This window comes from Serratia sp. 22278 (genome assembly GCF_052045405.1).
Taxonomy (GTDB): Bacteria; Pseudomonadota; Gammaproteobacteria; order Enterobacterales; family Enterobacteriaceae; genus Serratia; species Serratia marcescens.
The window spans coordinates 66,745-85,136 of the sequence record NZ_JBQEOW010000005.1; the positions used below are offsets into that span (position 1 = coordinate 66,745).

An 18,392-nucleotide genomic window follows, 5' to 3' on the forward strand; every position below is an offset into this window, starting at 1 on the left:
GGCGGTTCCGGCATCGATTCAGCGGATTTTACATTACCTGACATAAGCCGACGGTTTTTGACCGCCGTGGCTATTTCGGCTCGTGGTTCACGCCATCCAGATGCACCACCGGATTCTCGGCGAACAGGTAGCGATCGGCGTTGTATTCGAAGTCATCGCTGGTGGCGTTGAACAGCATCTGTTTGGTGTTTTCCAGGTGCTGCCACATCGCCAGTTTGGCGGCGTAAGGGTCTTTGCGCATCAGCGCTTTGAGGATCTGATCGTGATCGTCGCACCAGCTGGCGATCGAGCGTTCGTCGATATGTTCATGCAGTTTTTTCCAGTAAGGGTTGTTGACCCGCTGCACCCACATTTTTTCCACGATGGTGGCCATGGCGGTGTTCTGGGTGGCCAGCGCCACCTGCACGTGGAACTTCAGATCCCACTGCGAGTCGCGGAAGCGATCCTCTTTACGGGCGTGCTCCTGGATCTCCATCAACTGCACGATATCTTGTTTGGTCACCTGGGTGGCGGCGAATTCGGCGATGTTGCTTTCTATCAGCTGGCGCGCCTGCAGCAGCTCAAACGGGCCGGCGGTGGCGAACTCGATGCTGTCGCCCGGCACCACCAGGTGCTTTTGCTGGTTGGACACCACGTGGATCCCGGATCCTTTGCGCACGTCCACATAGCCTTCCACCTCCAGCATGATGATCGCTTCGCGCACCACGGTGCGGCTGACATTCATCTCTTCGGCGATGTATCGCTCGGCCGGCAGCTTGTCGCCTACCGGGTAGCGGCCGCTTTCGATGCGTTGCTTGAGCTCGGCGGCCAGTTGCTGATACAGGCGTCTGGTTTCGGTGAATTCCATAGTGAATGCTCTATACGGTGCGGTGGGAAGGGGCGCGTGGCCATCGGATTTGTTATACCACTTATTCGGCACCGCTGCCAGAGGAGCAAGAGGCCCGGCGCGCAGCGGCCGGGCGGCGGCCGGGCGGCGGGATCAGCTGCGCGCCGGGGCAGGCTGCAGCGTGGCCGGCTGCGTTTCGGCGGCCGGGCGGTTTTGCAACACCGTCCAGATGACGATGGCGCCGAGAATGTCGAAGACCGACAGCGCGGCGAACAGCGGGCTGAAGCCGAGGGTGTCCGCCAGGGCGCCGACCACCAGGGCGAACAGTGTGCTGGCTGTCCAGGCCGCCATGCCGGTCAACCCGTTGGCGGTCGCCACCTCATTGCGGCCGAATACGTCGGAAGAGAGGGTAATCAACGCGCCGGACAGCGCCTGATGGGCGAAGCCGCCGACGCACAGCAGCGCGATAGCCGCGTAAGGGCTGGTGAACAGGCCGATCATGCCGGGGCCGATCATCAACACCGCTCCCATCGTCACCACCAGCTTGCGTGAAACGATCAGATTAACCTTGAAATACTTCTGGAACAGCGGCGGCAGGTAGCCGCCGACGATGCAGCCGAGATCGGCGAACAGCATCGGCATCCAGGCGAACATGGCAATCTCTTTCAGATTAAAACCGTAGGCCTTGAACATGAACAGCGGGATCCAGGCGTTGAAGGTGCCCCAGGCCGGTTCCGCCAGAAAGCGCGGCAGCGCGATGCCCCAGAACTGGCGGTTGCGCACGATCTGCCAGGCGGACATCTTTTTGGCGTTAGAGGTCTGGTGCTGCGCTTCCTGGCCTTCGAGGATGTAACGGCGCTCTTCCTGGCTCAGTTTCTTCTGATCTTTCGGGTGTTTGTAGAACAGCAGCCAACAAATGGCCCAGATCAGGCTCAGCACGCCGGTGATGATGAACGCCATTTCCCAGCTGTGCGCCACGATGGCCCATACCACCAGCGGTGGGGCGATCATGCCGCCGATCGATGAACCCACGTTGAAATAACCGACGGCGATCGAACGCTCTTTGGCCGGAAACCACTCGCTGCTGGCCTTCAGCCCGGCGGGGATCATCGCCGCCTCGGCCATGCCGACCGCGCCGCGCGCCAGCGCCAGGCCGCCCCAGCTGTTGGCCAGCGCGGTGCCCATGCAGAACAGCGCCCACAGAATGGCGAACATGGCGTAACCGACCTTGGTGCCCAGCACGTCCAGCACGTAGCCCGCCACCGGTTGCATCACGGTGTAGCAGGCGGAATAGGCGGCGACGATATAGGAATACTGTTGGGTGGTGATGTGCAGCGTATCTTCCAGCGTCGGCGCCGCGACGGCGATGGCGTTGCGGGTCAGGTAGCCCAGCACGGTGCCGATGGTCACCAGTCCGATCATGTACCAGCGTAACCCTTTAATTTTACGCATCCGAAATGTCTCCCCGTTTGAAGGTGTGGCCGTCGATGCGGCTGGCGAGACAATAACCTGTCATACAGGTTTAAAAGTTGAGTGATATCACAAAAGGAATTATTCGCCTGAGCGATACTGTGGCCGGTGAAATAGGGCATTTTTGCCGGTAAATTGAGCGAAAAAGGGCGTGGAGAGAGGATGAACGGCAGACATCGGGAAAAATCTGCTGGACGCTAGTTAAAATTGGTGTGATAACTTTTGTGATTCGAACCCCGTGCCGCACGGCAAGTAAGGAGCCCGAGATGGCGACGTTTTTGAGCGAAGATTTCCTGCTGGACAGCGAATTTGCCCGGCGCTTGTATCACGATTATGCGGCGCCGCAGCCGATTTTCGATTATCACTGCCATTTGCCGCCGCAGCAGATCGCGGAGAATACCCGCTTCAGCAACCTGTACGATATCTGGCTGCGGGGCGATCACTACAAATGGCGGGCGATGCGCACTAACGGCGTGGCGGAGCGGTTATGCACCGGCGATGCGGGCGATCGCGAGAAATTCGACGCCTGGGCCGCCACGGTGCCGCACACCATCGGCAACCCGCTCTATCACTGGACGCATCTGGAGCTGCGTCGGCCGTTCGGCATCACCGGCACGCTGCTGTCGCCGGCCACGGCGGATGAGATCTGGCAGCGCGGTAATGCGCTATTGGCGCAGGATGCGTTTCGCGCGCGCGGCATCATGCGGCAGATGAACGTGAAAATGGTCGGCACCACCGACGATCCGATCGACGATCTGCGCCACCATCGGGCGATCGCCGACGATCGTGGCTTCGATATCAAGGTATTGCCGAGCTGGCGGCCGGACAAGGCTTTCACCATCGATGCGCCCGGCTTCAACGACTATCTGCGGCAGTTGGAGGCGGCGGCGGACACCGCCATCGGCCGCTTCAGCACGCTGTGCGACGCGCTGTACAAGCGCATGGATCACTTCGCCGCCCACGGTTGCAAGGTGGCCGATCATGCGCTGGACGTGGTGGTGTTCGGCGAGGCCGATGAAGCGACGTTGGATGCGATCCTGCTGCGCCGCCTGAACGGCGAGCTGCCGACGCCGGAACAGAGCGCCCAGTTCAAAAGCGCGGTGCTGCTGTTCCTGGCCGGCGAATACCGGCGCCGCGGCTGGGTGCAGCAGTATCACATCGGCGCGCTGCGCAATAACAACAGCCGCATGCTGGCCGCCGTCGGGCCGGATATCGGCTTCGACTCGATCAACGATCGGCCGCTGGCGGAACCGCTGTCGCGGCTGCTGGATGCCCAGGCGCGGCAGGGGGGCCTGCCGAAAACCATTCTCTACTGCCTCAACCCGCGCGATAACGAAGTGATCGGCACCATGATCGGCAATTTCCAGGGGGAAGGCACGCCGGGCAAGATGCAGTTCGGCTCCGGCTGGTGGTTCAACGATCAGAAGGACGGCATGCAGCGCCAAATGACGCAGCTGGCGCAGCTCGGGCTGCTGAGCCGCTTCGTCGGCATGCTGACCGACAGTCGCAGCTTCCTGTCGTATACGCGCCATGAATACTTCCGCCGCATCCTTTGCCAGATGATCGGTCGTTGGGTGGCGGACGGCGAAGCGCCGGCGGATATCGCGCTGCTGGGCGAGATGGTGAAAAACATCTGCTTCGACAACGCCAAAGACTATTTCGCCATTGAACTGGCGTAGCCGTTATCCGGGACCGGTTTATGCAAAGTACGATAAAGATTCATGAGCAGGATAACGTGGCGGTGGCGCTGCGCGATCTGGCTGCCGGAGAGTGCGTTGAGCTGGAAGGCGCGGTCATCCAACTGGCGCAGCCGGTGGCGCGCGGGCACAAATTTGCGCTCGGCCCAATCGCCGAGGGCGAAGACATCATCAAATACGGCCAGCCGATCGGCCATGCGCTCGCGGCCATTGCGCCTGGGGAGCACATTCATTCGCAAAACGTCAAAACCAACCTGAGCGATCTGGACAGCTACCGTTACCAGCCGCAGTTCCCGACGTTGCCGCCGCAGGCGGCGGATCGCGAGGTGCTGCTGTACCGCCGGGCCGGCGGCGAAGTGGGGATCCGCAACGAGCTGTGGATCGTGCCGACCGTCGGCTGCGTCAACGGCATCGCCCGTCAGATCCAACAGCGCTTTTTGCAGCAAACGCAGGCGGACGGGATCGACGGCGTTCACCTGTTCAGCCATCCGTTCGGCTGCTCGCAGCTTGGGCAGGATCATGCCAATACTCGCATCATGCTGCAAAACATGGCGCGCCACCCCAACGCCGGCGCGGTGCTGGTGATCGGGCTGGGTTGCGAGAACAATCAGGTGGATGCCTTTCGCGCCACGTTGGGGATAGAGGACGAGCGGCGGCTGCGCTTTATGGTGTGCCAACAACAGGACGACGAAGTGGAAGCCGGGCTGGCGCTGTTGCACGAGCTGTACCGGGAGATGCGCCACGATCGCCGCGAGCCGGGCCGCCTGAGCGAGCTGAAGTTCGGCCTGGAGTGCGGCGGTTCGGACGGATTGTCGGGTATCACCGCCAACCCGCTGCTGGGGCGGTTCTCCGATTATGCGATCGCCAACGGCGGCACCACGGTGCTGACCGAAGTGCCGGAGATGTTCGGCGCCGAGCGCATTCTGATGAGCCGCTGTCGCGATGGGGAGACCTTCGGCAAAACCGTCGACATGATCAACGATTTCAAACGCTATTTCATTGCCCATCAGCAGCCGATTTATGAGAATCCGTCGCCGGGCAACAAGGCCGGTGGCATCACCACGCTGGAGGAGAAGTCGCTTGGCTGCACCCAAAAGGCGGGGCTAAGCCAGGTGGTGGACGTGTTGAAATACGGCGAGCGGCTGCGCGTGCCGGGGCTGAATCTGCTCAGCGCGCCGGGCAACGATGCGGTGGCGACCAGCGCGCTGGCCGGCGCCGGCTGTCATATGGTGCTGTTCAGCACCGGGCGCGGCACGCCGTACGGCGGCTTTGTGCCGACGGTGAAGCTGGCGACCAACAGCGAGCTGGCGGCGAAGAAACCGCACTGGATCGATTTCGACGCCGGCGGCCTGGTTCACGGCGTGGCGATGGAGACGTTGCTCAGCCGCTTCATCGACCTGATTGTCGAGATCGCCAACGGGCGTCCGGCGCGTAATGAAACCAACGACTTCCGCGAGCTGGCGATATTTAAAAGCGGGGTGACGCTGTAAGGCTGATAAAAAAGGCGCTCGAGGGAGCGCCTTTTTGATGAGGCAAGGCGGGGTTAACGCACCTTCAGCGGGTCTTCGTTCGCCAGCCGCTGGTCTTCCGCCTGGCAGGCCGCGGCGGTGAACAGCACGTCGGTGGAGGAGTTGAGGGCGGTTTCCGCCGAATCCTGCAGCACGCCGATGATAAAGCCGACCGCCACCACCTGCATCGCCACGTCGTTCGGAATGCCGAACATGTTGCACGCCAGCGGGATCAGCAGCAGCGAGCCGCCGGCCACGCCGGAGGCGCCGCAGGCGCAGAGGGCGGCCACCACGCTCAGCAACAGGGCGGTCGGGACGTCTACCGCGATGCCCAGCGTGTTTACCGCCGCCAGCGTCAGCACGGTGATGGTGATCGCCGCGCCGGCCATGTTGATGGTGGCGCCCAGCGGAATGGAAACCGAGTAGGTGTCCTCATTCAGGTTCAGCTTCTTGCACAGCTCCATGTTTACCGGGATGTTGGCGGCCGAGCTGCGGGTGAAGAAGGCGGTCACGCCGCTCTCGCGCAGGCAGGCGAACACCAGCGGATACGGATTGCGGCGGATCTTCCAGTAAACGATCAGCGGGTTGAGCACCAGCGCCACCAGCAGCATACAGCCGAGCAGCACCATCAGCAGCTGGGCGTAGCCCCACAGCACGCCGAAGCCGGTTTCCGCCAGCGTGGAGGCCACCAGGCCGAAGATGCCGAGCGGCGCACAGCGGATCACTGCGCGCACCACCAGCGTGACCGCATGGGACATGTCGTTGATCAGCCCCTTGGTGGTCTCGGAAGCGTGGCGCAGCGCCAGCCCCAGCCCGACGGCCCACGCCAGAATACCGATGTAGTTGGCGTTAATCAGCGCATGGAACGGGTTGGCCACCACGCTCATCAACAGGCCCTTCATCACCTCCACAATGCCGCCCGGCGGGGTAATGTCGGTCGCGCCGGTGGTCAGCGCCAGCGTGGAAGGGAAGATAAAGCTGACGACGACCGCCACCAGCGCTGCGGCGAAGGTGCCCAGCAGGTAGAGGAACAGGATCGGGCGAATGTTGGTTTTCTGCCCCTGTTTATGGTTGGCGATCGAGGCCATCACCAGAATCAGCACCAGCACCGGCGCCACCGCTTTCAGCGCGCCGACGAACAGGGAACCGAGCAGGCCGACCGCCGCCGCGGCCGCCGGCGAAACCAGCGCCACCAGAATGCCGGCCACCAGGCCGGCCATGATTTGTTTGACCAGGCTGCCCTGCGTGATCTTTTGTAGTAGTTTTTGCATAGTGCTTTCTTCCTGATGTTATCTGGCCGCCGCGGCGGGAACGACGCCGGGCAGCTTTATATGATTCTGTAACTAAGTGTGTTTGCCGAATCAGTATTCAGCAATCGAATGAGGTTGGAAAGAGGCGAGGGTGAAATTCTGAGCGCGGATCAACACTTGATAACATACTGGTTACATTTGTGTGATCGCAATAACGTTTGGCGTTTTGGGGGAATTGCCAAACAATCGCGGGGCGGCTAGCGCCCCGGATAACAGATTATGGTTATTTCTTCGCCAGGCGATCGTTGCGGCGATTGACCCAGGCGTTGATCAGCAAGGTGAGCGTCAGGATGCCCGCCACCACGCCGAGCGATATGCCGATCGGGATGTGGAAGAAGTCGATAATCAGCATCTTGATACCGATAAACACCAGGATCACCGACAGGCCGTATTTCAGCATCGAGAAACGTTCCGCCACGTTGGCCAGCAGGAAGTACATGGCGCGCAGACCCATGATGGCGAACAGGTTAGAGGTCAGGACGATGAACGGATCGGTGGTCACGGCGAAGATCGCCGGAATGCTGTCCACCGCGAAAATCACGTCGCTCAGTTCCACCAGGATCAGCACCAGCACCAGCGGGGTGGCGAACAGGATGCCGTTGCGGCGCACGAAGAAACGCTCGCCTTCCAGGCTGTCGGTCATGCGCAAGCGGCTGCGCAGCCATTTCACCAGCGGTTTGTCGCCGATCGCCGAGTCATCTTCCTTCGCCAGCGCCATTTTAATACCGGTGAACAGCAGGAAAGCGCCGAACAGATACAGCAGCCACTGGAACTGGCTGACCAGCCAGCTGCCGGCGAAGATCATGATGGTGCGCAGCACGATTGCGCCCAGCACGCCGTAGATCAGCACCCGCCGTTGCAGGTTGGCCGGCACGGCGAAGTAGCTGAACAGCATCAGCCAGACGAACACATTATCCACCGCCAGCGCTTTTTCGATCAGGTAACCGGTCAGGAAGGCCAGCGCCTGGGTATCGGCGACGGCGCGCCCGGCGGTTTCATTCAGGTAGTACCAGAAACCGAAGTTGAACAGCAGGGAGAGGCTGACCCACACCAGCGACCAACTGGCGGCCTGCTTCATAGTCATGGTGTGCGCGCCTTTACGGCCCTGCAACAGGAGATCGATTGCGAGCATCACGACTATGACGGCGGCGAAGCTGCCCCATAACCACGGTGTGCCAACGGAATTCATCATCAGAGGTATCCTTCAAAAACAAAAACGGCCAACGTCGGAAGACGCCAGCCGCTCTGTGAACGCTGCAAGCAAACCTCGCCTTCCGGCAAGGTCTCACTTACAACGTTGATGAAGGTGGTTACACCTTTGACATCAGGTTGCCCGGTAACCGGATGCTTGCGCATCGTAATGACGATTGACCGGCAATGAAGTTACTCCCCTTTGCAGAGCAGAAAGTAATGCAAAATGTGTCGGCGGTCAACGTGAATCGCGTTAGCCGGCCATCGCTTTTTGCGCACCGAGGCTGACGACGAATCCCTGCAGCAGCAGGCGGCTGAACGGCGTGTCGCTAACCTGTTGTTGTTGCTGGTGGTAGCGGGCTTGCTGCTCGGGATGCAGCTGGCCGAGCCACTGCAGATACTGGCTCATCACCGCGCCGTTGAATTCCGGGTGGAACTGGGTGGTCAGGGCATGATCGCCATAGCGCAGGATCTGGTGCGCGTCCTGCTGCGAACGCGCCAGCGTCTGCGCGCCGGCGGGCGGCGTCAGCACGCTCTGCGAGTGGATCAGGTTGGCTTTGAAGCGCGGCGGCAGCAGGGTGAGCCGCCGATCGTCGGCCGCGGCGGGCAGCAGTTCGATCTCCAGCGTGCCGACTTCCATGCCCTGCGGGTGGTAACCCACTTCGCCGCCGAGCGCGTAGGCCAACAGCTGATGGCCGTAGCAGACGCCGAACAGCGGCAGTTTGATCGCCATCGCCTGACGCAGCCATTCGGCGGCCTCCTCGCTCCACGGCAGCCGTTCGGTCACCATCGCCGGCGAGCCGGTGATGACCACGCCGCAATAGGCGGCCGGCGGCAACGGCCGTTCGCCGGCGGGCAAGTGTACGATGTGCGCGCGTTCGGCGTCGATATTGCCCTGTTGCAGGAACATGCCTTCAAAGTTTGCCAATTCCTGACGAATGGCCTGCGGCGCGTCGCCGGTTTGCATCACGAGCAGCGGTTTCATCTCATTCTCCGTCGGCGGGGAAGACGACGCCGGTCTGGCGGCGGATATCGGTCAGCAGGCGGGCGACGATCAGCGAATTCTCCAGCCCCGGATGTTCCACCTGACGCTTCTCAACCAACTCGGCGAAGGCCAGCGCCTCATACAGCATGGTGTTGATGTGCTGCGGCTGGCTCAGATCCTGGCGGTTGCCGCCGCGCGGCGTCAGCGCCACGCCCTGGCACTCGGAGATTTTGTCGATAATCAGCGTGCCTTCTTCTCCCTGGATCTCGCTGGGGATCGCCGAGTCGCTGACCTTGGAATGGGAAAGCGTGACGTCGAAATCGCCGTAGTTCAGGCAGACGGTGCCGTGGGCGTCCACACCGGTATCGAGCAGCGTGGCGTTGGCGAGCACCGACTGCGGCGCGCCGAACAGCGCCACCGCGCTGGCCAGGCAGTAGTAGCCGATGTCCATGATCGAGCCGTTGGAGAACTGCAGATTAAACGTGTTGGGGTTCTCGCCGGCCAGGTAGCGCGGGTAGCGCGAAGAGTATTGGCAATAGTTGATGAAGGCTTTGCGCAGCCGGCCGATTTTCGGCAATGCCAGTTGCAGCGCCAGAAAATTCGGCAGATAGGCGCTTTTGAACGCCTCGAACAGCACCACCTGGTTTTCCCGCGCGCAGGCTACCACCTGTTCCGCTTCGCGCTGGTTGGAGGCCAGCGGTTTTTCGCAGATCACATGCTTTTTATGGCGCAGGAACAGCAGCGATTGCGGGCAGTGCAGGGAGTTGGGGCTGGCGATATACACCGCGTCTATGGCATCGGACTGGGCCATGGTCTCGAGCGAGTCGAAAAACTGCGTGACCTGATAGTTGGCGCCAAACGCCTGCGCCTGTTCCAGGGAGCGTGAATACACGGCGCTCAACTTGAGTTTGCCGCTTTCATGGGCGGCATCGATAAAACGTTCCGTAATCCAGTTGGTGCCGACAACGGCAAAGCGAATCATAGCGAGCTCCGGTCCAGCCTAAAACCGCAGATTATCACGCCCTCACTCGCTATGCATACAGCTCGCCGAACAGCGAAAGGTGCGTCAGATACAGCCGGGTATCGAACTCCAGCTGGTGGTAATCCGGCTCCATATGGCAGCACAGGCTGTAGAACGCCTTGTTATGATCTTTCTCTTTCAGATGCGCCAGCTCATGCACCACGATCATGCGCAGGAACGGCTCGGGCGCGACCTTGAACACCGTCGCCACGCGGATTTCCGCCTTGGCCTTCAGCTTGCCGCCCTGCACGCGCGAGATGGCGGTGTGCAGGCCCAGCGCATGTTTCATGACGTGGATCTTGCTGTCGTAGGCCACCTTGCTCAGCGGCTGGGCGTTGCGCAGATACTGGTTTTTCAGATCGACGGTAAACTGATACAGCGATTTGTCGGTGGTGCAGTCGTGCACCTGCGGATAGCGCTGCAGCAGCACGTCCCCCAGCCGATTCTGATGGATCAGTTGCTGCACCTGGCTTTGCAGATGCGTTGGGTAGCCTTGCAGGTAGGCGAGTTCGATGTCATGCATGAGTGATATTGCGCCTCAGTATTTCTTTGATCGGCCGCAGCCGCACACGCTGCGCATCGGCCTGTCTGGCTTCCCAGCGATCGTGCGCCGCCTGCAGGTTTAGCCAAAAGTCAGCGGTCGTTTCGAACAGATCGGCAAACAGATTGGCCTCGGCAACGCTCATGCGTCGATGCCCGTTGCACAGGCGATTGACGGTGGCGCGGGTGACGCCCAATACCTTTGCCAGTTCCTCCTGGCCGATGCCTAGCGGCGTTAAATATTCTTCCTGCAGCACTTCTCCCACCGTGGTGGGTTCGCGAGTCGTGGTTTCCAACATAGGTACCCCCTCGTTCAGGTATCTTGATGAGGATCGAGGTAAATTTTTTCAGCGGCATCATGCCGCCACTGGAACATCAGCCGCCAGTGCATATTGACGCGCGGACTTGACCATCCCTGAAATGGTCCGGATAGCCGCTTGTAATAGTTACCCGTGGGGTGATGCAAATCACGCTCTTGCTGCGCGGCGGCCAACATATCGAGTTTTCTGGCCAACTGTCGCTCAAGCGCGCCGGGGATCAGACGGCTGCGCCTGCCTTCCAGATAGAACTGCTCCAGATAGCGATCGCGGAAAGATTTAATCATGCTTTCCCCCTTCCATAGGGACTGCCAGTGTAACATTTAAAGTTACACCCCGTCAGGTTAAAAAAACGTCGACATGGGTGCTCGGGAGGGAAAGGTTAATGTTGTTAAAGGAGAAAAGGGGCACGGGTTTTCAGATACGCGGCGCAATACGCAATTTATCCGAAAAAACATTTTACTGACGGGCGTTTTTAGGGGATAAACAGCCCAAATTTTATCAGTCAGGAGGGGCAATGAGCCAACTCGATCTGGGAACACAGCAACTTGAGCTGGAGCGTTATCCCCAACAGGAAGAATCCACCCAACTGCAGGCGTGGGAAGCGGCGGACGAATATCTGCTGCAACAGCTTGAAAACGTAGATATCGGCGGCCGTCCGGTGCTGATTTTCAACGATAACTTCGGCACCCTGGCCTGTGCGTTGCACGCGCATCGCCCTTACAGCGTCAGCGACTCGTACATGAGCCAGCTGGCGACGCGCCACAACCTCAAGCTCAACGGTCTGGATCCCGAGCAGGTCACGCTGCTGGACAGCCTGGCCGAGCTGCCGGCGGCGCCGGCGGTGGTGCTGATTCGCGTGCCGAAAGCGCTGGCGCTGCTGGAACAGCAGCTGCGCGCGCTGCGCCACGTCGTGACCGAAGACACGCTGATCGTTGCCGGCGCCAAAGCGCGCGACGTGCACACCTCGACGATGCAGCTGTTTGAAAAAGTGCTGGGCCCAACGCGTACCAGCCTGGCGTGGAAGAAGGCGCGCCTGATCTTCTGCCAGGCGGCGGACATCGTTCCGCCGGCGGCAGCGGAAACCACCAACTGGACGCTGGACGGCACCGATTGGCTGATCCACAACCACGCCAACGTCTTCTCGCGCGGCAGCCTGGATATCGGCGCGCGCCTGTTTATGGAGCATCTGCCGCGCGGCCTGAACGGCCATATCGTCGATCTGGGCTGCGGCAACGGCGTGATTGGTTTGACGGCGCTGGCGCAAAACCCGGAAGCGCAGGTGACCTTTGTCGATGAATCTTACATGGCGGTGGCCTCCAGCGAGCTGAACGTGGAGCACAACCTGCCGCAAGAGCTGGATCGCTGTCAGTTTGAGGTGAACAACGCGCTGGCGGGCATCGAGCGCGAAAGCGTGCAGGCGGTGCTGTGCAACCCGCCGTTCCACCAGCAACACGCCATTACCGATCACACCGCCTGGCAGATGTTCTGCGACGCCAAGCGCTGCCTGCAGGTGGGCGGCGAATTGCGCATCGTCGGCAACCGTCACCTCGACTACCATCAGAAACTCAAGCGCCTGTTCGGCAACTGCACGCTGGTGGCCTCGAACAAGAAGTTCGTGATTCTTCGAGCGGTGAAATCCGGCGCGCGTCGCTGAGCGTGAATAACAAGGGGCGCCGGGCGCCCCTCAGTCTGCAGACAAAGGAGGAAAAAGCGTGGTTTTTCCCCCTTTGTGGTTATCAGCCGAAAATCAATAAATTGATTTTCCTTGTTTTCTTTTCGCTGCTCTCTGCCAACCCGGCATGGGGATGAGGTTTGTCATCAATATCAGGGGCGCCGGGCGCCCCTTTTTTATAGCGTCATCGCCAACCGCGTGCCCTGATCGATCGCGCGGCGGGCGTCCAGCTCGGCGGCCACGTCGGCGCCGCCGATCAGGTGCACGGTTTTTCCCATTGCCAGCAGCGGCTGCTGCAGTTCGCGGCGCGGTTCCTGCCCGGCGCAAATGACCACCGTGTCCACCGGCAGGCATCTGTCTTGCTCGGCGCGGGTGATGTGCAGCCCTTCGTCGTCGATCAGCCGATAGCTGACGCTGTTGAGCATCTTCACGCCGCGCATCGCCAGGCTGGCGCGGTGGATCCAACCGGTGGTTTTCCCCAGGCCTTCGCCCACTTTGCTGGTTTTGCGTTGCAACAGGTAGATCTGCCGGGCGGCGCGCGGCGCCTGCGGCCCTTGCTCCGCCAGCCCGCCGCGCTGCTCAAGGCGCCCGTCGATGCCCCATTCGCGATTGAATTCCGCCTGATCCAGGCTGCTGGACACGCCGTGCTGGCTGAGGTACTCGGCGGTATCGAAGCCGATGCCGCCGGCGCCGACGATCGCCACCCGCTGGCCGACCGGTTTTTTATCGCGCAGCACGTCCAGATAGCTCAGCACCTTGGCGTGCCCGATGCCGGGAATATCCGGGGTGCGCGGCACGATGCCGCAGGCGAGGATCACCTCATCGAATTCGCTTAAATCCGCCGCTTCGACCTTGACGCCCAGCCTGACCGTCACTTCACGCAGCGCCAGCTGGCGACGGAAGTAACGCAGGGTTTCATGGAATTCTTCCTTGCCGGGGATCTGCTTGGCGATGTTGAACTGGCCGCCGATCTGCTCGGCGGCGTCGAACAGCGTCACCCGATGGCCGCGGCTGGCGGCGGTGGTGGCAAACGCCAGCCCGGCGGGGCCGGCGCCGACCACCGCCAGTTTTTTCGGTTTTTCCGCCATCGTCAGCGGCATTTCGGTTTCACGGCAGGCGCGCGGGTTGACCAGACAGGAAGTCAGCTTGCCTTCAAAGATCTGGTCGAGACAGGCCTGGTTGCAACCGATGCAGGTATTGATCTCGTCGGCGCGCCCCTCGGCGGCTTTCTGCACAAAGGCGGCGTCGGCGAGAAACGGGCGCGCCATCGACACCATGTCGGCGCAGCCGTCCGCCAGCACCTGCTCGGCCACCGCCGGATCGTTGATGCGGTTGGTGGTGATCAGCGGGATGCTGACCTTGCCCATCAGCTTGCGGGTCACCCAGCTGAATCCGGCGCGCGGCACCATGGTGGCGATGGTCGGAATACGTGCTTCGTGCCAGCCGATGCCGGTATTGATGATCGTGGCGCCCGCCTGTTCGATCGCCAGCGCCAGCTGCTCGATCTCCTCCCAACTGGAGCCGTCTTCCACCAGATCAAGCATCGACAGCCGGTAGATCAGAATGAATTCCGGGCCCACGGCCTGGCGTACCGCCCTGACGGTCTCGACGGCGAAGCGCATGCGGTTGGTGAAGCTGCCGCCCCATTGGTCGTCGCGCTGGTTGGTGCGCGTCGTCAAGAATTGGTTGATCAGGTAGCCTTCGGAACCCATCACTTCAACGCCGTCGTAGCCGGCCTGCTGCGCCAGCGCCGCGCAGCGGGCGAAGTCGGCGATGGTCTGCGCGATCTCCGCTTCACTCAGGGCGCTCGGCGTAAACGGGTTGATTGGCGCCTGCAGCGCGGAAGGGGCCACCAGCTTGGGTTGATAGCTGTAGCGGCCGGTGTGCAGGATCTGCAGCGCAATTTTGCCGCCCGCCCGGTGGACGGCCTCGGTTACCGGGCGGTGGTGAGGCAATTGCGCCTCGCTGTTGAGGATCGAACCGCCGCGAAACACCACGCCCTGTTCGTTCGGGGCAATGCCGCCGGTGACGATCAGCGCCACGCCGGCGGCGGCGCGCTCGGCATAGAACGCGGCCAAGCGCTGCGGGCCGTCGGGCAGCTCTTCCAGGCCGGTATGCATCGATCCCATCAGCACCCGGTTTTTCAGGGTGGTGAAGCCGAGATCCAGCGGCGCCAGCAGGTGAGGGTAATTGCTCATTGCACTCTCCATCGTTCATCCCCCGCCTCTTTCAACCTGCAGCGTTGTTGCCTGCGTTCGCTCGCCCCAGTCACTTACTTGAGTAAGCTCCTGGGAACGCCCGAACTTGCCGCCTAGCTGCAGGTTGAAAGCGATTGGGGATGAGCATCTGTTATTATTATGTGAACACAAGTGGTCGGATGAGATAAATCTAGCCGTTGTCGCGCCGCTTGGGAATCTGCGTTGCGCCGAATGTGATAGATGTCATGAATCTCAGACTCTGTTTGCATAACGAACAAAAGATCGGTTAGCCTTTACGCGTTGCAAATTCCTTCTCTCTGCGGAGCCATAACCGAAAATGAACAACCACGCCTGTTGATATCTGGTCCCACGCTGTGCGCTCTCGCGCCCTGTGGGGATATTTTGATCTCATTCAGGAGTGCTTATGGCTCATTTAGCGCAGTCCCCTTATTTCGTTTTACATCAACTGACCTGCCAATTTGCTGACGGCGAAACGCTGTTCGGCCCGCTGGATCTCGTTTTTGATCGGTCGCGCTGCGGCCTGGTGGGGCGCAACGGCGTTGGCAAAACCCAACTGCTGCGCCTGATCGCCGGATTGGATCTGCCGGGCAATGGACACGTTGAATCTCATGCCGCAGTAGTTTACGTTGCGCAGCAGCCGGAGATCGCGCCGCACACTACGCTGGCCCAGCTGTTGGGCTACGGCGAGGTGTTCGCCGCGCTGGCGCGTCTCGAGCAGGGGCGGCCGTTGGCGGACGATATCGATCGTCTGGAAGGGCGCTGGGATCTTCACGATCGTCTGCAAAACGCCTTTGCCGCCGCCGGGTTGCCGGCCTTCGATCCGTTGCGATCCGCCAGTTCGCTGAGCGGCGGCGAGCGGATGCGCGCGTCGCTGTGCGGCGCCTTGCTCGGCGAGGCGGATTTTCTGCTGCTGGACGAACCGACCAACCACCTCGACAGCGCCGGCCGCGCCTGGCTGTATCAGCAGCTGGATCAGTGGCGGGGCGGGCTGCTGATCGCCAGCCATGACCGGCAGCTGCTGGGGCGCATGGAGCGCATCGTCGAACTGACGCCCGGCGCGCTGCGCAGCTACGGCGGCAACTATGAGGACTACCGGCGCCAGCGCGATATGGAGCAGCAGGCGGCGCGCGCCGATCTGGAGCATGCGCGCGAGGAGCGCCGCCGCACCCGTGCTCGCCAACAGAAAGAGCACGACATGAGCCAGCGGCGCTCGGCGCAAACGCTGCGCGTCGTCGATACGCTGAATATCGCCTCTTTCGAACGGGTGGCCTACAAGTCGGCGGCGAAGGAGAGCCTCGGCACGCTGCGCAAACAGCATCAGGATCGGCGCGACAGCCTCGATGCGGCGGTGCGTGAAGCCTATCAGCGGGTGGAGGAGGAACCGCCGGTGTTGCTGGCGCTGCCGGGCAGTGAAGTGAACGCGAACAAGCAGGTGCTGGTGCTCGAGCGGCTGCAGCTGCCGTTCGTCAGCGCGCCGCCGCTGGATCTGCGGATCGACGGCCCGATGCGCGTGGCGTTGACCGGCCCCAACGGCTGCGGAAAATCCACCTTGCTGAAGACCCTTCTCGGGCAGCTGACGGCGCTTTCCGGCCATTGTCATTGCCCGCTGTCGACGGCCTACCTCGATCAAACCCTGTCGCAGCTCGATCCAGGCCTGTCGGTGATGGAACATCTGGGGCTACAGGATTCGCCGCTGGCGGAAGGGGCGTTGCGCACCCGGCTGGCGCAGCTGCAGCTTGGCGCGGATCGCATCGCGTTGCCGCTGGGCTCGCTGAGCGGCGGTGAACGCTTGAAGGCGGCGCTGGCCTGCGCGCTGTGGCGGCGACAACCGGCGCAGCTGCTGTTGCTCGACGAGCCGACCAACCATCTGGATCTGGCGTCGTCGCTGGCGATCGAAACCGCGCTGGCGGATTTCCCCGGCGCGATGCTGGTGGTGTCGCACGACGAAGACTTCCTGCAGGCGCTGAGGCCGACGCACCGCCTGAACAGGCAAGCGGACGGCTGGCGGCTTCAGGCCTGGTGAGGCAGGCGGGCGGCGCTCTGACCTAGTGCGGGGCGTTGATGCACGCCAGCAGCTGGGTGAAGGCGGCGGCCATTTGCTCTTCCGGCACGCAGGCAAAGCCCATCAGCAGGCCGCGCCGGCGGTTGGGCAGCATGTAGTAGCGCGACAGCGGCCGCACCAGCACCCCTTGCGCGCCGGCGGCGGCGGCGATCGCCACGTCGTCGGCCTCGTCCGGCAGGTTGAGGATCAGATGCAAGCCGGCGTTGCTGTTGAACTCGCTGAGCGCCTGCTTGCCGAGATGTTGTTCGATCAAGCCGGTCAGGAAGGCGCGCCGCCGGGCATACAGCAACCGCATGCGGCGGATATGCGCCGTGTAGTGCCCCGCCTGAATAAACTCCGCCAGCGCGCTCTGGATCAGCAGGTGCCCGCCGCGGTACAGCTCGGCATGGGCGGTTTTCAGCGCCTGCACCAGCGGCGGCGGCAACACCACATAGCCGAGGCGCAGCGCCGGGTAGAGCGTTTTGCTGAAGGTGCCGATATAGATCACCGGCGCGTCGGCTTCCAGCCCTTGCAACGCCGGGATCGGCTGGCCGGAAAAACGGAATTCGCTGTCGTAGTCGTCCTCGACGATCCAACCGCCGGCGTTGCGCGCCAGCGCCAGCAGCCGTTGGCGGCGCGCCAGGCTCATCACCGAGCCGAGCGGATACTGGTGCGACGGGGTGACGAAGATCAGCCGCGGTGGGTTGACCGGCTGCTCCGGCGGCACCAGCCCGGCCTCGTCCACCGCCAGCGGGCAGATGTTCAGCGCATTGATGCGCAGGATATTGCGGATCCCCCAATAGCCCGGCTCTTCGATCCAGGCGTCATCCCCCGGATTGCACAACATGCGCGTCACCAGATCGATCGCCTGATGGATGCCTTCAGTGATCAGGATCTGTTCCGGCGAGCAGCGCACCGAGCGCGCCACCCGTAAATACTCCACCAACGCATGCTGCAGCTCCGGGCTGCCGCCCTGATTGCTGTAGGTCAGCCGTTGCGGCGTCGGGCGGCGGCTGAGGCGCGCCTGGATCTTGCTGAACAGCTGATGAGGAAAGGCGTTGACGTCGGGGACGCCGGGAATGAACGCCCCCCACTGTTTGGGGCTGGCGCTGGCGTGGTGCAGCAGCGTGGCGCCGCGCTCCGACAGTTCGACGCGCCGCGGTTGCCCGCTGCCGTCCGCCGGGGCGCCGCCGGTGGACAGGCAGCTGTCCGGCACCGTGTCGGCGACGAAGGTGCCGCTGCCGGCGCGCGCCGACACGTAGCCTTCCGCCAGCAGTTGTTCATAAACGGTTAACACGGTGTTGCGGGACAGGCTGAGCTCCTGCGCCAGATCGCGCGAGGCGGGCAGGCGGCTGGAGGGCGGCAGGCTGCCGTCGAGAATGCTGGTGCGGATCGCGTTGTAAAGCCGCTTGTGCAGCTTGTCATCGGGCTGTTCGCCGAGGCGCTGCAGCAACAGATCACCACTCAATGAGCGCAATTGGATCCCTCAATTATTCGTAACTGGCACTCGATTATAGGGCCACATCCTGTGTAAATAAACGGCATTGTTTCACGAATGTGAACGAAACGTGTAACTGGCACCGACCGGAGAG

The 18,392-nt window shown here is 62.0% G+C and carries 15 protein-coding genes; 4 read left to right on the plus strand and 11 right to left on the minus strand.

Annotated elements, in window-relative coordinates; genetic code table 11:
- Positions 1 to 70 precede the first annotated feature (70 nt).
- Together exuR and ACTJJ6_RS12000 are read right to left on the minus strand one after the other, a co-directional pair.
- Positions 71 to 847 carry a transcriptional regulator ExuR gene (gene exuR, locus ACTJJ6_RS11995; RefSeq protein WP_004937137.1) on the minus strand — a complete coding sequence of 259 codons (777 nt, stop codon included), beginning with the start codon at positions 845 to 847 and terminating at the stop codon, positions 71 to 73.
- Positions 848 to 979: 132 nt separating this feature from the next.
- Complete coding sequence (locus ACTJJ6_RS12000) at positions 980 to 2,278, minus strand: MFS transporter (protein WP_015379157.1); 1,299 nt, start codon at positions 2,276 to 2,278, stop codon at positions 980 to 982.
- A 284-nt stretch (positions 2,279 to 2,562) separates the two neighbouring features.
- Between ACTJJ6_RS12000 and uxaC the strand changes: the two genes are divergently transcribed.
- Both uxaC and ACTJJ6_RS12010 read left to right on the plus strand, forming a co-directional pair.
- Complete coding sequence (uxaC, locus tag ACTJJ6_RS12005) at positions 2,563 to 3,975, plus strand: glucuronate isomerase (RefSeq protein WP_079451619.1); 1,413 nt, start codon at positions 2,563 to 2,565, stop codon at positions 3,973 to 3,975.
- A 20-nt stretch (positions 3,976 to 3,995) separates the two neighbouring features.
- Positions 3,996 to 5,483 carry a UxaA family hydrolase gene (locus tag ACTJJ6_RS12010; RefSeq protein ID WP_049299891.1) on the plus strand — a complete coding sequence of 496 codons (1,488 nt, stop codon included), beginning with the start codon at positions 3,996 to 3,998 and terminating at the stop codon, positions 5,481 to 5,483.
- 53 nt (positions 5,484 to 5,536) lie between these two features.
- Here the strand turns inward: ACTJJ6_RS12010 and sstT are convergent, their stop codons facing one another.
- The 7 genes from sstT to ACTJJ6_RS12045 form a co-directional block, all read right to left on the minus strand.
- A complete protein-coding gene (gene sstT / locus ACTJJ6_RS12015; protein ID WP_049299890.1) occupies positions 5,537 to 6,772 on the minus strand; it encodes a serine/threonine transporter SstT in 1,236 nt (411 codons plus the stop codon).
- A gap of 262 nt (positions 6,773 to 7,034) precedes the next feature.
- On the minus strand, positions 7,035 to 8,003 hold the full coding sequence (locus ACTJJ6_RS12020; protein WP_016930179.1) for a TerC family protein: 969 nt from the start codon (positions 8,001 to 8,003) through the stop codon (positions 7,035 to 7,037).
- Positions 8,004 to 8,255: 252 nt separating this feature from the next.
- Positions 8,256 to 8,987, minus strand: a complete 732-nt coding sequence (locus tag ACTJJ6_RS12025) for a glutamine amidotransferase (protein ID WP_016930178.1) — start codon at positions 8,985 to 8,987, stop codon at positions 8,256 to 8,258.
- A 1-nt stretch (position 8,988) separates the two neighbouring features.
- Positions 8,989 to 9,969 (minus strand): Gfo/Idh/MocA family protein, encoded by a 981-nt coding sequence (locus ACTJJ6_RS12030; RefSeq protein ID WP_049299889.1) that lies wholly within the window; start codon positions 9,967 to 9,969, stop codon positions 8,989 to 8,991.
- Between the two features lie 49 nt (positions 9,970 to 10,018).
- A complete protein-coding gene (locus tag ACTJJ6_RS12035) occupies positions 10,019 to 10,531 on the minus strand; it encodes a M48 metallopeptidase family protein (RefSeq protein WP_016930176.1) in 513 nt (170 codons plus the stop codon).
- Positions 10,524 to 10,847, minus strand: a complete 324-nt coding sequence (locus ACTJJ6_RS12040; RefSeq protein ID WP_016930175.1) for a HigA family addiction module antitoxin — start codon at positions 10,845 to 10,847, stop codon at positions 10,524 to 10,526. Before ACTJJ6_RS12040 ends, ACTJJ6_RS12035 begins: the two co-directional genes overlap by 8 nt.
- 14 nt (positions 10,848 to 10,861) lie before the next feature.
- Complete coding sequence (locus ACTJJ6_RS12045) at positions 10,862 to 11,152, minus strand: type II toxin-antitoxin system RelE/ParE family toxin (protein WP_049299887.1); 291 nt, start codon at positions 11,150 to 11,152, stop codon at positions 10,862 to 10,864.
- Positions 11,153 to 11,382: 230 nt separating this feature from the next.
- On the opposite strand from ACTJJ6_RS12045, the gene rlmG reads away from it, so the two are divergent.
- Complete coding sequence (rlmG, locus tag ACTJJ6_RS12050; RefSeq protein ID WP_016930173.1) at positions 11,383 to 12,522, plus strand: 23S rRNA (guanine(1835)-N(2))-methyltransferase RlmG; 1,140 nt, start codon at positions 11,383 to 11,385, stop codon at positions 12,520 to 12,522.
- 194 nt (positions 12,523 to 12,716) lie between these two features.
- Here rlmG and ACTJJ6_RS12055 read toward each other — a convergent pair whose 3' ends face one another.
- The gene (locus ACTJJ6_RS12055; protein WP_440803706.1) at positions 12,717 to 14,738 is read right to left on the minus strand and encodes an oxidoreductase; all 2,022 of its coding nucleotides are present in this window, start codon (positions 14,736 to 14,738) and stop codon (positions 12,717 to 12,719) included.
- A gap of 424 nt (positions 14,739 to 15,162) precedes the next feature.
- Here ACTJJ6_RS12055 and ACTJJ6_RS12060 point away from each other — a divergent pair, with 424 nt between their 5' ends.
- Positions 15,163 to 16,782 (plus strand): ABC-F family ATP-binding cassette domain-containing protein, encoded by a 1,620-nt coding sequence (locus tag ACTJJ6_RS12060; RefSeq protein WP_049189086.1) that lies wholly within the window; start codon positions 15,163 to 15,165, stop codon positions 16,780 to 16,782.
- Between the two features lie 22 nt (positions 16,783 to 16,804).
- On the opposite strand, the gene pdxR is transcribed toward ACTJJ6_RS12060, so the two are convergent.
- Positions 16,805 to 18,277 (minus strand): MocR-like pyridoxine biosynthesis transcription factor PdxR, encoded by a 1,473-nt coding sequence (gene pdxR / locus ACTJJ6_RS12065; protein ID WP_440803703.1) that lies wholly within the window; start codon positions 18,275 to 18,277, stop codon positions 16,805 to 16,807.
- Between the last annotated feature and the right edge of the window lie 115 nt (positions 18,278 to 18,392).

Bases quoted from the DNA above. Each gene is read 5' to 3' on its own strand.
- exuR (WP_004937137.1), bottom strand. From the start codon at position 847: ATGGAATTCACCGAAACCAGACGCCTGTATCAGCAACTGGCCGCCGAG.
- ACTJJ6_RS12000 (WP_015379157.1), bottom strand. From the start codon at position 2,278: ATGCGTAAAATTAAAGGGTTACGCTGGTACATGATCGGACTGGTGACC.
- uxaC (WP_079451619.1), top strand. From the start codon at position 2,563: ATGGCGACGTTTTTGAGCGAAGATTTCCTGCTGGACAGCGAATTTGCC.
- ACTJJ6_RS12010 (WP_049299891.1), top strand. From the start codon at position 3,996: ATGCAAAGTACGATAAAGATTCATGAGCAGGATAACGTGGCGGTGGCG.
- sstT (WP_049299890.1), bottom strand. From the start codon at position 6,772: ATGCAAAAACTACTACAAAAGATCACGCAGGGCAGCCTGGTCAAACAA.
- ACTJJ6_RS12020 (WP_016930179.1), bottom strand. From the start codon at position 8,003: ATGATGAATTCCGTTGGCACACCGTGGTTATGGGGCAGCTTCGCCGCC.
- ACTJJ6_RS12025 (WP_016930178.1), bottom strand. From the start codon at position 8,987: ATGAAACCGCTGCTCGTGATGCAAACCGGCGACGCGCCGCAGGCCATT.
- ACTJJ6_RS12030 (WP_049299889.1), bottom strand. From the start codon at position 9,969: ATGATTCGCTTTGCCGTTGTCGGCACCAACTGGATTACGGAACGTTTT.
- ACTJJ6_RS12035 (WP_016930176.1), bottom strand. From the start codon at position 10,531: ATGCATGACATCGAACTCGCCTACCTGCAAGGCTACCCAACGCATCTG.
- ACTJJ6_RS12040 (WP_016930175.1), bottom strand. From the start codon at position 10,847: ATGTTGGAAACCACGACTCGCGAACCCACCACGGTGGGAGAAGTGCTG.
- ACTJJ6_RS12045 (WP_049299887.1), bottom strand. From the start codon at position 11,152: ATGATTAAATCTTTCCGCGATCGCTATCTGGAGCAGTTCTATCTGGAA.
- rlmG (WP_016930173.1), top strand. From the start codon at position 11,383: ATGAGCCAACTCGATCTGGGAACACAGCAACTTGAGCTGGAGCGTTAT.
- ACTJJ6_RS12055 (WP_440803706.1), bottom strand. From the start codon at position 14,738: ATGAGCAATTACCCTCACCTGCTGGCGCCGCTGGATCTCGGCTTCACC.
- ACTJJ6_RS12060 (WP_049189086.1), top strand. From the start codon at position 15,163: ATGGCTCATTTAGCGCAGTCCCCTTATTTCGTTTTACATCAACTGACC.